Consider the following 12,984-nt stretch of genomic DNA (forward strand, 5'->3'; position numbering starts at 1 on the left):
ACTATATTCTACCCCAACTGCTCTGAGATTGCAACCGCTGAACCAATATGTCAGGCGTGAGTGCAGTAGCACGGGAAAATAGAGCCATCCTTAATTGACAAAATAGGAGCGGAAGTGTATGATGCTTTTTAAATATATGAAATGTTGAAAAAGGAGGAGAAAAATGGATTTAGGTGAAGCGCTGGTTGAAATTTTTTGTGATATTAGGGAAGAATTGCAGAAGATCAATGAGAATTTGAGCGAGGTCAATCATAAATTAGATGCCATCCAAGGGATAGGGATGTATGACAGTATTGCGGATATATGTGATAAATTAGAAGCAGTAAATGATAAAGTAGAATCTATCAAGGGTACTGGTATGTATGACAGCATTGCAGATGTTTGCGACAAACTGGATGGAATTGACAGTAAAATGTTCGATATTTCCTTGAATATGTGATTTCAATCAACTTTTTGATAAAAATAGGGACAACACACACCCAAAAAGCCCCCGGCCTTCCGGCCGGGGGCTTTTTGGGTGTGTGTGTTGTTCTGCAAAGGTGTTGGAGAGGGATTGGTTGTGTTGGGAGGATTTTAAGTTCTTCTTCCTGAATCCGATATCATCATAACCAATAATTAAGGCTAAATCATGAAGGCATTGTGAATAATTTATGAACTGCTGGGGAAGGATAAAGCGCTGCCTAAAATATCCCAATTTTTTGCACGAATGGGGATTGACACCCCTATAGAGGGATAGTATAATTCACCCTAGGAAATTTGATTTACCTCATGAAAACATAAAATGTGAAGGTGGACAGACATGGATACAGAGAAACAGCGCTGGCATACGCTGGAGACGGAGCAAGTCCTCTCGTCTGTAAAGAGCGACCGGCAGCAGGGCCTGTCCGGGGCGGAGGCGGAGAGCCGCCTGGAGCAGTATGGCCCCAACGCCCTGAGCGAGGGAAAGAAGAAGTCGGTGCTCCAGGTGTTCCTGGAGCAGTTCAAGGACCTGATGGTGATGATCCTCATCGTCGCGGCCCTCATCTCCCTGGCCACCGGCGAGGCGGAGAGCACCATCGTGATTTTCGCGGTGCTCATTCTCAACGCCGTGCTGGGCACGGTGCAGCACTTCAAGGCGGAAAAGTCCCTGGAGAGCCTAAAGGCCATGTCCGCGCCCAGCGCCAAGGTGATACGGGACGGGGTGCGCACCACGGTGCCGTCGCCCCAGGTGGTCCCCGGCGACATCGTGGAGCTGGAGGCCGGCGACATGGTGGTGGCCGACGGCCGCATCCTGGAGAATTACTCCCTCAAGGTCAACGAGAGCTCCCTTACCGGTGAGAGCGAGGCGGTGGAGAAGACCGCCGACGTGATCCCCAAGGGTGACGTGGCCCTGGGCGACCGGAAGAACATGGTGTTCTCCGGCTCCCTGGTGACCTACGGCCGGGCGGTCTTTGTGGTCACCGGCACAGGCATGGACACCGAGCTGGGCAAGGTGGCCGCCCTGATGAACCAGACCCAGCAGCGCAAGACCCCCCTCCAGCAGAGCCTGGACAACTTCTCCAAAAAACTGGCCATCATCATCATGGCCATCTGCGCCCTGGTGTTTGTCCTGGCCCTGTACCGCCAGAAGCCCATTCTGGACGCCCTGATGTTCGCCGTGGCCCTGGCGGTGGCCGCCATCCCCGAGGCCCTGTCCTCCATCGTCACCATCGTCCAGGCCATGGGCACCCAGAAGATGGCCCGGCAGAACGCCATCATGAAGGATCTGAAGGCGGTGGAGACCCTGGGCGCCGTGTCCGTTATCTGCTCGGACAAGACGGGCACCCTGACCCAGAACAAGATGACCCCCCAGAAGATTTACGCCGACGGCATGCTGCTGGACGGGGACCAGCTGGACCTGGCCAACGACGTGCAGCGGCTGCTGCTGAAGGAGGCCCTTCTGGCCAGCGACGCCACCACAGACAAGGAGACCGGCGCCGAGATCGGCGACCCCACCGAGGTGGCCCTGGTCATGCTGGGTAACCGCATCGGCGTGGACGAGGTGGCCTACCGCCGCCAGCACCCCCGTCTGGGCGAGCTGGCCTTTGACTCAGACCGGAAGCTGATGTCCACCTTCCACAGTGTGGAGGGTGTGCCCACTCTGTACACAAAGGGCGCCATCGACGTGCTGCTGGAGCGCTCGGCCTGGCTGCTCACCAGCCAGGGCAAGGTGGAGATGACCCAGGAGCGCCGGGCGGAGATCGCCCGGGTGAATACGGAGCTGTCCCGGCAGGGCCTGCGGGTGCTGTCCTTCGCCTGCAAGGAGCTGGAGGCGGTCCGCCCCCTGACCCTGGAGGACGAGCGGGACTTCACCTTTGTGGGCCTGATCTCCATGATCGACCCGCCCCGTCCCGAGGCCATCCAGGCCGTGGCCGACGCCAAGCGGGGCGGCATCCGCACCATTATGATCACCGGCGACCACAAGATCACCGCCTCTGCCATCGCACGCCAGCTGGGCATCTTCCGGGATGGAGACGAGGCCCTGTCCGGCGTGGAGCTGGACGCCATGAGCGACGATGAGCTGGACCAGCGGCTGGAGAAGATCTCGGTCTATGCCCGCGTGTCCCCTGAGAACAAGATCCGCATCGTGGGGGCCTGGCAGAGAAAGGGCCGCATCGTGTCCATGACCGGCGACGGCGTCAACGACGCCCCCGCCCTCAAGGCCGCCGACATCGGTGTGGCCATGGGCATCACCGGCACCGAGGTCAGCAAGGACGCCGCGTCCATGATCCTCTCCGACGACAACTTTGCCACCATCGTCAAGGCGGTGGTCAACGGCCGCGGCGTGTACACCAACATCAAGAACGCCATCAATTTCCTGCTGTCGGGCAACATGGCGGGCATCTTCTGCGTGCTCATCACCTCCCTGGCCAACCTGCCCATGCCCTTCGCGGCGGTGCACCTGCTGTTCATTAACCTGCTCACCGACTCCCTCCCCGCCATCGCCATTGGCGTGGAGCCGGCGGGGAAGGGCCTGCTGGACCAGAAGCCCAGAGACCCCAAGGAGCCCATCCTCACCCGCTCCCTGCTCACCCGCATCATGGTCTACGGCGCCCTGATCGCCGCCGCCACCATGGGGGCCTTCTTCCTGGGCCTGAACAACGGCGGAGACGCCCTGGCCATGACCATGGCCTTCTCCACCCTCACCCTGGCCCGGCTGTTCCACGGCTTCAACTGCCGGGGCGAGTCCTCCCTGTTCCGCCTGGGCCTGACCACCAACAAGGCCAGCCTGGGCGCCTTTGCCGCCGGCGTGGTGCTCCTGGCCGCGGTGCTCTTCATCCCCGGCCTGACCACCCTGTTCCAGGTGGCGCCCCTCACCCTGCCGCTGGCGGGGGCCATTGTGGGCCTGGCCCTGGTGCCCACCCTGATCATCCAGGCGTGGAAGCTGATTCGGGACCTGAAGAAGGGCCGCTGAGCCGGAAAAATCATCCCATAAACCAACCGGGGTCCGGTCCGCACACAGTGCGGACCGGACCCCGGTCTGTTATTCCCGCATATCGCACCGGGCGTGGAAGTCCAGATACTGGGACTCGGTCTGGACCACCAGGCGGCGGGAGCCGTCTTCGCTCAGGTCCAGCTCGGCGGGGAGGATGAAATGGACCCCCTCCGCCTGGACGTCCATGGGCCGGGTGCTGTGGTGGGCGGGGAGGAGCAGGGTGCGCATCCCCCGGGGAAAGGCACGGCCCTCCTTGTCCAGCTCCAGCAGCGTGATGGCCACAGCGGTGCGGGTGTCGGGCGGGACGGCGGGCAGGGTGAAGGCAAACTCCACCACGCAGCCGCCGGCGGCCGGGGGGATGCTCCCCAGGTAGTGCACCAGCAGCCCGTCCTGGGCGTGTGCCTCCACGGTCTGCCTGTTGGCGTGCGCTTGGGCGTGTTCCATAACAGTACCGCCTCTCGGCAAAATTCATACGCCCTGTGAGAGCGTATGTACCTATGAATCGGGCGGCGAGGCGGCAGCAGAGAAAAAAGCTGGAAGAGACGGGAGAGGACCGTCCCTTCCAGCTTATGCTCACCGCACCTGTCCGGTGCCGTAGATGACGTACTTGGAGCTGGTCAGCTCCTCCAGGCCCATGGGGCCCCGGGCGTGCATCTTCTGGGTGGAGATGCCGATCTCCGCCCCCAGGCCGAACTCAAAGCCGTCGGTGAAGCGGGTGGAGGCGTTGACATATACCGCCGCCGCGTCCACCTCGTCCAGGAAGCGCTGGGCGGCAAAGTAGTCGGAGGTGACGATGGCCTCTGAGTGGCCGGTGCCGTGGGCGGCGATAAAGTCCGTGGCCTCGTCCTGGTCCTCCACCACCTTGACGGCCAGGATGTAGTCGCCGTACTCGGTGTCCCAGTCCTCCGGCGTGGCGGGCACCGCGCCGGGCAGGATGGCGCAGGTCTCGGGACAGCCGCGGAACTCCACGTGCTTGTCGGCCAGGCGGACCTGGGCCATGGGCAGGAACTGAGCCGCCACCGCCCGGTCCACCAGCAGGCACTCGGCGGCGTTGCACACCGAGGGGCGGGAGCACTTGGCGTTGTAGAGGATGTCGGCCGCCATCTGCAGGTCGGCCTTCTCGTGGACATAGATGTGGCACACGCCCACGCCGGTCTGGATGACGGGCACCCGGGCATTCTCCACCACCGAGCGGATGAGGCCCGCGCCGCCTCGGGGGATGAGCACGTCCAGATATTCGGTCAGGCCCATCAGCTCGGCGGCGCTCTCCCGGCTGGTGCTGGCCACCAGGGATACGCAGTCCATGGGCAGGCCGGACCGCTCCAGAGCGTCCCGCATGATGGACGTCAGGGCCATGTTGGAGTGGAGGGCCTCCTTGCCGCCGCGGAGGATGACCGCGTTGCCCGACTTGAGACACAGGGCGGCGGCGTCCACCGTCACGTTGGGCCGGGCCTCATAGATGATGCCGATGACCCCCAGAGGGACCCGGCGGCGACCGATGATGAGCCCGTTGGGCCGCTTCTCCATCTTTGTGACCTGGCCGATGGGGTCGGGCAGCGCGGCCACCTGCCGCACCCCCTCCACAATGCCGGCGATCCGCTTCTCATCCAGGGCCAGCCGGTCCTGGAGAGACTGGCGCATGCCGCTCTCCCGGGCGGCGTCCAGATCCCGGGCGTTGGCGGAGAGAATCTCCTCCTGCCGGTCCAGCAGCGCCTGGGCGATGGCCTCCAGCGCTTTGTTCTTCTGGGCGGTACCCGCCACGGACAGTACCCGGGCGGCGACTTTGGCGGCCAGCCCCTGGCCTTCCAGAATTGTCATATCGATCCCCCATTTCTCCGCTGACGCGGTGAGATTTTTATATAAAATATATGTATGCAGCGATTACAGCGCCTGCTTGCCTGAGGAGAACCGGGTGCCGATGTCCTCCCCGGCCACGATGCCGTACAGGTCCTCCACCTGCGCACCGTTGGTGATGACCATGTCCACCCCGGCGGACATGGCAATCTCGGCGGCGTTGAGCTTGGTCTGCATGCCGCCGGTGCCCCGCCAGGTGCCCGCGCCCCCCGCCATGGCCCGCAGCTCAGGGGTCACCGCGTCCACATGGTGGATGAGTTTGGCGTCCGGGTTGCTGTGGGGGTCGGCGTCGTAGAGACCGTCGATGTCGCTCAGGAGCACCAGCAGGTCGGCCTTTACCAGCCGGGCCACAATGGCGGACAGGGTGTCGTTGTCGCCCAGCACCTTGCACTTGCCCGTCTCGATCTCGGCAGAGGACACCGAGTCGTTCTCGTTGACCACCGGGATGACCCCCAGCTCCAGAAGGGATTCAAAGGTGTTGCGCAGGTGTTCCGCCCGGACGGGGGCGTCCACATCCTCGCCGGTGAGCAGGATCTGGGCCACCATCCGGTTGTACTCCCCGAAGAGCTTGTCATAGAGGTGCATGATGGCGCACTGGCCCACAGCGGCGGCGGCCTGCTTCATCCGCAGCTCGCGGGGCCGCTCCTTCAGCCCCAGCTTGGTGGTGCCCACGCCGATGGCGCCCGAGGACACCAGCACGATCTCGTGGCCCATGCCCTCTAGGTCGGACAGCGTGCGGGCCAGACGCTCCATATTGTGCAGATTCAGCCGTCCGGTGTCGTGGGTGAGGGAGGAAGTGCCCACTTTCACCACAATTCGGAGGCGTTGTGTCTGTGTTTCCACGTTCATTCTCCTTAATCAATCATTTTCCCCGCGGAAAAGCGCGGAATTTAGCTGATACTTAATGCGGAGCTGGATCGCTTTACCTGACAGCAAAGCGCGGCGCAGCCCTGTTACTGCCGATATTGTAGCACAACTTTTCGCAACTATAAAGCATAAAACGCTCCGATGACGAAACAATCAGGAATTGTTCAATAAAAAATGAATTTTTATGGGATTATCGACGTATTTGCTGTTGAAATTCTGCGAGATTCGATGTACAATAACACCGCTGTAAATGGGAGGTGGGCCGGATTTATGCTGAATCTAGTTCTGGTTGAACCGGAAATTCCGCAAAATACCGGCAACATCGCCCGCACCTGCGCGGCCACGCGCAGCCGCCTCCACCTGATCAAGCCCCTGGGGTTTGATATCTCGGACCGGGCGGTGAAGCGGGCCGGGCTGGATTACTGGCATATGGTGGACCTGACGGTCTATGAGAACCTGGAGGATTTCTTCGCCCGTACCGGCGCGGAGGACCTCTGGCTCATGACCACCAAGGCTCCCCGCCCTTACACAGAGGCGGAATTCCGGGACGGGTGCTGGCTGTTCTTCGGCAAGGAGACGGCCGGTCTGCCCCAGGCGTTCCGTGAGGCCCACCGGGACCGGTGCATCCGCATCCCAATGCGCCCCGACGCGCGCAGCCTGAATCTGGCAAATTCCGTCGCCATAGTGACCTACGAAGCATTGCGCCAGTTAGAGTTCCCCGGATTGTCCGGGGAAGGAGAGATGAAAGGAGCTTTCGTATGAACTACAACAAGAAGACCGTGAAAGACATCGACGTCGCCGGCAAGAAGGTCCTCCTCCGCTGCGACTTCAACGTGCCCCTGGCCAAGGACGGCAGCGGCACCATCACCGATGACAAGCGGATCCGCGCCGCTCTGCCCACCATCCAGTACCTGCTGGACCAGGGCGCTGCCGTCATCGCCTGCTCCCACCTGGGCAAGCCTGTCGCCACCTTTGACTCCTATGTGAAGAAGCAGGCCGAGAAGGGCAAGGACCCCGCCTCCATCACCGAGGAGCAGTGGAAGAAGTCCCTGGCTCAGCTGTCCCTGGCCCCTGTTGCCAAGCGCCTGAGCGAGCTGCTGGGCAAGGACGTCATCATGGCCAAGGACGTGGTGGGCCCCGACGCCATGGCCAAGGCCGCCGCGCTCCAGCCCGGCCAGATCATGCTGCTGGAGAACACCCGCTTCGAGAAGGGCGAGACCAAGAACGATCCCGAGCTGGCCAAGAAGATGGCTTCCATGGCTGAGATCTATGTGTCCGACGCCTTCGGCGCCGTGCACCGCGCTCACGCCTCCACCGCCGGCGTGGCCGACTACCTGCCCGCCGTGTCCGGCTTCCTGATCCAGAAGGAGCTGGAGATCATCGGCGGCGCTCTGGCCAACCCCAAGCGTCCTCTGGTGGCCATCCTGGGCGGCTCCAAGGTCTCCTCCAAGATCGGCGTGATCAACAACCTGCTGGAGATCGCCGACACCATCATCATCGGCGGCGGCATGGCCTACACCTTCTCCGCCGCGCAGGGCGGCAAGGTGGGCGACAGCCTGCTGGAGGCCGACTGGGAGTCCTATGCCAACGACATGGTGAAGAAGGCCGCTGAGAAGGGCGTCAAGCTGCTGCTGCCCGTGGACACCGTGGTGGCCAACGCCTTTGCCCCCGACGCTGAGAGCAAGGTGGTCAAGAACGGCGAGATCCCCGACGGCTGGCAGGGTCTGGACATCGGCCCCGAGACCGTGAAGCTGTACTGCGACGCCGTGAAGGACGCCGGCACCGTGATCTGGAACGGCCCCATGGGCGTGTTCGAGTTCCCCGCCTTCGCCAAGGGCACCGAGGCTGTGGCCGAGGCTCTGAGCAAGACCAGCGCCATCACCATCATCGGCGGCGGCGACAGCGCGGCGGCCGTGCAGCAGCTGGGCTATGCCGACAAGATGACCCACATCTCCACCGGCGGCGGCGCCTCCCTGGAGTTCATGGAGGGTAAGGAGCTGCCCGGCGTGGCCTGCCTGCTGGACGCCTGATTAGACAGGGAGCCGCCGCGCGAGCGAAAGCGAGCCGCGCCGAAGGCGCGTCCAAGCGTTTGCGCAGCAGACCTTGCCGCAGGGCGAATTCATTTCGCCCGAGGATGTAACACCTAAGGGGTCCCCGACGGAGCGCTGCTCCGCCGGGGATGCCTCCCTGAACGGGCAGCTTGACCGAGATGCCCGATCTCCGCAGGGCGCGACGAGTCCGGCGCGCCGCCTGCGCAAAGCTTCATATATATGGAAAGGATTGAACTGCAATGAACCGCCGCTACCGCAAGACCATCATCGCCGGAAACTGGAAGATGAACAAGACCCTCTCCGAGACCCGCGCCTTCGCCGAGGAGATTAAGGACATGCTGGGCAGACCCAAGTGGTGTGAGGTCGTCCTCTGCGTGCCCTATGTGAACATTCCCGCCGCTGTGCGCCTGTTCAAGGAGAGCCGCATCGCCATCGGCGCTGAGAACTGCCACTATGAGTCCCACGGCGCCTACACCGGCGAGGTCTCTGCCGAGATGCTCAAGGAGCTGGGCGTGAAGTACGTCATCATCGGCCACTCCGAGCGCCGTCAGTACTACAATGAGACCGACTTCACCGTCAACAAGAAGGTCCACGCCGCTCTGGAGGCCGGCCTGCACCCCATCGTCTGCGTGGGCGAGAGCCTGGAGCAGCGTGAGCTGGGCGTCACCATGGAGCTGATCGCCTATCAGGTCAAGGCCGCTCTGGCCGGTGTGCCCGCCGACAAGATGCGCCACGTGGTCATCGCCTACGAGCCCATCTGGGCTATCGGCACCGGCAAGACCGCTACCGCCGAGCAGGCCGCCGAGGTCTGCGAGAGCATCCGTGTGGTCATCCGCAAGCTGTACGGCGCCCGTGTCGCCCGTGCCGTCACCATCCAGTATGGTGGCTCCATGAACGCCAAGAATGCCGCTGAGCTGCTGGCTCAGCCCGACATTGACGGCGGCCTCATCGGCGGTGCGTCCCTGAAGCCCGCTGACTTCACCAGCATCGTCAATGACGCCAATCAGGAGTAAGAAGAAGCGCTGAGCACCCGGGAGCAGGCGGATAAGCCCGGAGCGGAGCAAACGGACCGGAGGCCCGGAAAGGGTGGAGGCCGGCTTGCGCAGTCGGAGGGGCTTAGGCGCCGTCGCGGAGGGTGCAAGGCGTGACAGAACGCGCTGAGCACCCGGGTGCGGCAAAGCGTGACAAAAGGAGACAGCGAGCGGCGGGGCCGCAGGGGCCCGCTGCCCGCCGCTCCGATCTTACCTGAAGGAACTGAGGTTATTTATGAGTAAAACACCGACTACTCTTATCATTATGGATGGCTACGGTCTCCGCAGCGAGACCAAGGGCAACGCCATCGCCAACGCCCGCAAGCCCGTGCTGGACAAGCTGTTTGCCGAGAACCCGGTGTGCAAGCTGTCCGCCTCCGGCCTGGATGTGGGTCTGCCCGAGGGCCAGATGGGCAACTCCGAGGTGGGCCACACCAACATCGGCGCCGGCCGCGTGGTGTTCCAGGATCTGCCCCGGATCTCCAAATCCATCAAGGACGGCGACTTCTTCCAGAACCCCGAGTACCTGCGGGCCATGGAGAACGCCAAGCAGGAGGGCCACGCCCTCCACGTGATGGGTCTGCTGTCTGACGGCGGCGTCCACAGCCACATCACCCACATCTTCGCGCTGCTGGACATGGCCAAGCAGCAGGGCGTGAAGGACGTCTATGTCCACGCCTTCCTGGACGGCCGTGACGTGCCCCCCTCCTCCGGCAAGGGCTACGTGGAGCAGCTGGCTGAGAAGTGCGCCCAGCTGGGCAACGCCCACGTCGGCGTCATCTCCGGCCGCTTCTACGCCATGGACCGTGACAAGCGCTGGGAGCGTCTGGTCAGAGCCTATGACGCCCTGGTGCTGGGCGAGGCCCCCTTTGAGGCCGACCCCGTGGCCGCCGTGCAGAAGTCCTATGACGCCGGCGTCACCGACGAGTTCGTGGAGCCTGTCATCTGCTGCAAGGACGCGGTCATCAAGTCCGGCGACAGCGTGGTGTTCATGAACTTCCGCCCCGACCGGGCCCGTGAGATCACCCGCAGCCTGGTGGACCCCGACTTTGACGGCTTTGAGCGGAAGAAGGGCTTCTTCCCCCTGACCTATGTCTGTACTACCTCCTATGACGCCACCATGCCCAATGTGACGGTGGCCTTCCCCCATCACGAGCTGAAGAATATCTTCGGCGAGTATATTTCCCGCCTGGGCCTGACCCAGCTCCGCATTGCCGAGACCGAGAAGTACGCCCACGTGACCTTCTTCTTCAACGGCGGCGTGGAGCAGGTGTTCCCCGGCGAGGACCGCTGCCTGATCCCCTCCCCCAAGGTGCCCACCTACGACCTCAAGCCCGACATGAGCGCCCGTGAGGTCACCGACGAGGCGGTGAAGCGCATCGAGAGCGGCAACTATGATGTGGTCATCCTCAACTTCGCCAACTGCGATATGGTGGGCCACACCGGCGTGTACGAGGCCGCCCGCCTGGCCGTTGAGACCGTGGACGAGTGCGTGGGCCGGGTCGTGGAGGCCACCCGCAAGATGGGCGGCGTGGCCCTCATCACTGCCGACCACGGCAACGCCGACCGGATGCTGGACGACGACGGGGTCACCCCCTACACCGCCCACACCACCAGCCTGGTGCCCTTCTGCATCGTGGGCGCCAACGTGAAGCTGCGCGACGGCCGTCTGGCCGACATCGCCCCCACCATGCTGGATCTGATGGGCCTTGAAAAGCCCGCGGAGATGGACGGCAATACCCTGATCGAGGCCTAAAAGGCTTTTCAAGGGCCATCCCGCCGCAAGGCGGACCGGCGCCTGCGCCGTCCAAGCGTTTTGCGCGGAGCGGAAAACCTTGGCGCTGACCGGATTCACTCCGGGCAGCGTGAAGTGAAATTCGGGGTCCCCGGGCGGCGAAGCCGGCTGGGGCGCCTTGAAAAGCCCGCGGAGATGGACGGCAATACCCTGATTGAGTCCTGAGCGAGGCCGGATTTGTATGTTCGGGCGGTTCCTGCCGCCCTGACAGATAGAAGGCACGGCAGAAAGACCGGAAGCCGTGTCCCTAAAATGAAAGGAGTTTTTGAACATGAAGCAGATTATCGAGATCGTTGATGTTCTGGGCCGTGAGATTCTGGACAGCCGCGGCAACCCCACCGTCGAGGTCGAGGTCTACCTGGAGGACGGCACTGTCGGCCGCGCCAGCGTGCCCTCCGGCGCTTCCACCGGTATCTATGAGGCCTGCGAGCTCCGCGACGGCGACAAGAGCCGTTACCAGGGCAAGGGCGTCCTCAACGCCGTGAAGAACGTCAACACCGAGATCGCCGAGTGCCTGGTGGGCATGAACGTCCTGGACCAGGTGGCCATCGACAAGGCCATGATCGCTCTGGACGGCACCCCCAATAAGTCCCGTCTGGGCGCCAACGCCATCCTGGGCGCCTCCCTGGCCTGCGCCAAGGCCGCTGCCGAGAGCCTGGGCACCAGCCTGTACAACTACATCGGCGGCGTCAACGCCAAGGTCCTGCCCGTGCCCATGATGAACATCCTCAACGGCGGCGCTCACGCCACCAACAACGTGGACATCCAGGAGTTCATGATCATGCCCGTGGGCGCCTGCTGCTGGCACGAGGCCCTCCGGATGTGCGCCGAGGTGTTCCACACCCTGAAGAGCGTGCTGAAGGAGAACGGCACCCCCGCCACCGGCGTGGGCGACGAGGGCGGCTATGCCCCCAACCTGAAGAAGGATGAGGACGCCTTCAAGTGCATCGTGGCCGCCATCGAGAAGGCCGGCTACAAGCCCGGCGAGGACTTCAAGATCGCCATGGACGCCGCCGTGTCCGACTGGTACAACAAGGAGGACGGCACCTACACCCTGCCCAAGGCCGGCAAGACCATGACCCGTCAGCAGATGGTCAACATGTGGAAGAAGTTCGCCGACAACTACCCCATCATCTCCATGGAGGACTGCATGGGCGAGGACGACTGGGAAGGCTGGGGCATGCTCACCAAGGCCCTGGGCGACCGCGTCCAGCTGGTGGGCGACGACCTGTTCGTCACCAACTCCGAGCGCGTGCAGAAGGGTCTGGACCTGCACGTGGCCAACGCCGTGCTGATCAAGGTCAACCAGATCGGCACCCTGACCGAGACCCTGGACACCATCCAGAAGGCCAACCGCGCCGGCTACACCGCCGTCGTGTCTCACCGCTCCGGCGAGACCGAGGACGCCACCATTGCCGACATCGTGGTGGGCATGAACGCCGGCCAGATCAAGACCGGCGCTCCCAGCCGTACCGACCGTGTGGCCAAGTACAACCAGCTGCTCCGCATCGAGGAGGAGCTGGGCGATGTGGCTCAGTACTGGGGCAAGGACGCTTTCTTCAACCTGAAGAAGTAATTTCAGCCTGCAAGGGGCCGCTGTCCGAAAGGACAGCGGCCCCGTTTTTTATGTCGCCCAGCCCCTGCCCCATCTCAGATGGGGCAGGGGCTGGGCCGTGAATAAAAAGCAGAATAAAAAGAGGAATCCCGCGCAAGTCGATAAGGTAGAATAAGTTTCGCAAAAAGAAAAAGAGACATGGTTTGCAGATCTCTGGTAGAATGAAGTCGCGACACACCATTCTGAAAGGAGACAGCAAACCATGCCTGAAAAGATTGTACAGCTAAATGAGGAAGTTATCAACGCCTCATGAAATGCCATCACAGCTGAGAATGAAAATATAGTCTGTGCGTTAACCGAAGGATTTGCTAAACTGA

General features: G+C 62.6%; 10 protein-coding genes. 7 read left to right on the forward strand and 3 right to left on the reverse strand.

Annotated elements, in window-relative coordinates; genetic code table 11:
• Positions 1 to 163 precede the first annotated feature (163 nt).
• Both WMO64_RS12295 and WMO64_RS12300 read left to right on the forward strand, forming a co-directional pair.
• Positions 164 to 439 (forward strand): hypothetical protein, encoded by a 276-nt coding sequence (locus tag WMO64_RS12295; RefSeq protein WP_349232178.1) that lies wholly within the window; start codon positions 164 to 166, stop codon positions 437 to 439.
• A 360-nt stretch (positions 440 to 799) separates the two neighbouring features.
• Entirely contained in the window at positions 800 to 3,433 is a 2,634-nt protein-coding gene (locus WMO64_RS12300) for a cation-translocating P-type ATPase (RefSeq protein WP_349232179.1), read from the forward strand.
• A gap of 69 nt (positions 3,434 to 3,502) precedes the next feature.
• On the opposite strand, the gene WMO64_RS12305 is transcribed toward WMO64_RS12300, so the two are convergent.
• The 3 genes from WMO64_RS12305 to proB all read right to left on the reverse strand — a co-directional run bounded on the left by WMO64_RS12305 (position 3,503) and on the right by proB (position 6,157).
• Positions 3,503 to 3,898, reverse strand: a complete 396-nt coding sequence (locus tag WMO64_RS12305; RefSeq protein ID WP_349232180.1) for a hypothetical protein — start codon at positions 3,896 to 3,898, stop codon at positions 3,503 to 3,505.
• Positions 3,899 to 4,027: 129 nt separating this feature from the next.
• The gene (locus WMO64_RS12310) at positions 4,028 to 5,272 is read right to left on the reverse strand and encodes a glutamate-5-semialdehyde dehydrogenase (protein ID WP_349232181.1); all 1,245 of its coding nucleotides are present in this window, start codon (positions 5,270 to 5,272) and stop codon (positions 4,028 to 4,030) included.
• A gap of 63 nt (positions 5,273 to 5,335) precedes the next feature.
• The gene (gene proB / locus WMO64_RS12315; protein ID WP_294522364.1) at positions 5,336 to 6,157 is read right to left on the reverse strand and encodes a glutamate 5-kinase; all 822 of its coding nucleotides are present in this window, start codon (positions 6,155 to 6,157) and stop codon (positions 5,336 to 5,338) included.
• Between the two features lie 288 nt (positions 6,158 to 6,445).
• On the opposite strand from proB, the gene trmL reads away from it, so the two are divergent.
• The 5 genes from trmL to eno all read left to right on the forward strand — a co-directional run bounded on the left by trmL (position 6,446) and on the right by eno (position 12,628).
• Positions 6,446 to 6,937 (forward strand): tRNA (uridine(34)/cytosine(34)/5-carboxymethylaminomethyluridine(34)-2'-O)-methyltransferase TrmL, encoded by a 492-nt coding sequence (trmL, locus tag WMO64_RS12320; protein WP_294522369.1) that lies wholly within the window; start codon positions 6,446 to 6,448, stop codon positions 6,935 to 6,937.
• Positions 6,934 to 8,205: a phosphoglycerate kinase gene (locus WMO64_RS12325; protein ID WP_294522373.1), complete on the forward strand. Its 1,272-nt coding sequence runs from the start codon at positions 6,934 to 6,936 to the stop codon at positions 8,203 to 8,205. Before trmL ends, WMO64_RS12325 begins: the two co-directional genes overlap by 4 nt.
• 260 nt (positions 8,206 to 8,465) lie before the next feature.
• Positions 8,466 to 9,239: a triose-phosphate isomerase gene (gene tpiA / locus WMO64_RS12330; RefSeq protein ID WP_294522375.1), complete on the forward strand. Its 774-nt coding sequence runs from the start codon at positions 8,466 to 8,468 to the stop codon at positions 9,237 to 9,239.
• A 253-nt stretch (positions 9,240 to 9,492) separates the two neighbouring features.
• Positions 9,493 to 11,013 (forward strand): 2,3-bisphosphoglycerate-independent phosphoglycerate mutase, encoded by a 1,521-nt coding sequence (gene gpmI / locus WMO64_RS12335; RefSeq protein ID WP_294522377.1) that lies wholly within the window; start codon positions 9,493 to 9,495, stop codon positions 11,011 to 11,013.
• Between the two features lie 310 nt (positions 11,014 to 11,323).
• Positions 11,324 to 12,628 (forward strand): phosphopyruvate hydratase, encoded by a 1,305-nt coding sequence (gene eno / locus WMO64_RS12340; protein ID WP_349232182.1) that lies wholly within the window; start codon positions 11,324 to 11,326, stop codon positions 12,626 to 12,628.
• The last annotated feature ends 356 nt before the right edge of the window (positions 12,629 to 12,984 follow it).

The organism is Pseudoflavonifractor intestinihominis, assembly GCF_040096055.1.
Lineage (GTDB): Bacteria > Bacillota > Clostridia > Oscillospirales > Oscillospiraceae > Pseudoflavonifractor > Pseudoflavonifractor intestinihominis.

What these genes read in the sequence shown, in the direction of transcription:
- WMO64_RS12295 (WP_349232178.1), top strand. Translation starts at nt 164, where the DNA reads ATGGATTTAGGTGAAGCGCTGGTTGAAATTTTTTGTGATATTAGGGAA.
- WMO64_RS12300 (WP_349232179.1), top strand. Translation starts at nt 800, where the DNA reads ATGGATACAGAGAAACAGCGCTGGCATACGCTGGAGACGGAGCAAGTC.
- WMO64_RS12305 (WP_349232180.1), bottom strand. Translation starts at nt 3,898, where the DNA reads ATGGAACACGCCCAAGCGCACGCCAACAGGCAGACCGTGGAGGCACAC.
- WMO64_RS12310 (WP_349232181.1), bottom strand. Translation starts at nt 5,272, where the DNA reads ATGACAATTCTGGAAGGCCAGGGGCTGGCCGCCAAAGTCGCCGCCCGG.
- proB (WP_294522364.1), bottom strand. Translation starts at nt 6,157, where the DNA reads ATGAACGTGGAAACACAGACACAACGCCTCCGAATTGTGGTGAAAGTG.
- trmL (WP_294522369.1), top strand. Translation starts at nt 6,446, where the DNA reads ATGCTGAATCTAGTTCTGGTTGAACCGGAAATTCCGCAAAATACCGGC.
- WMO64_RS12325 (WP_294522373.1), top strand. Translation starts at nt 6,934, where the DNA reads ATGAACTACAACAAGAAGACCGTGAAAGACATCGACGTCGCCGGCAAG.
- tpiA (WP_294522375.1), top strand. Translation starts at nt 8,466, where the DNA reads ATGAACCGCCGCTACCGCAAGACCATCATCGCCGGAAACTGGAAGATG.
- gpmI (WP_294522377.1), top strand. Translation starts at nt 9,493, where the DNA reads ATGAGTAAAACACCGACTACTCTTATCATTATGGATGGCTACGGTCTC.
- eno (WP_349232182.1), top strand. Translation starts at nt 11,324, where the DNA reads ATGAAGCAGATTATCGAGATCGTTGATGTTCTGGGCCGTGAGATTCTG.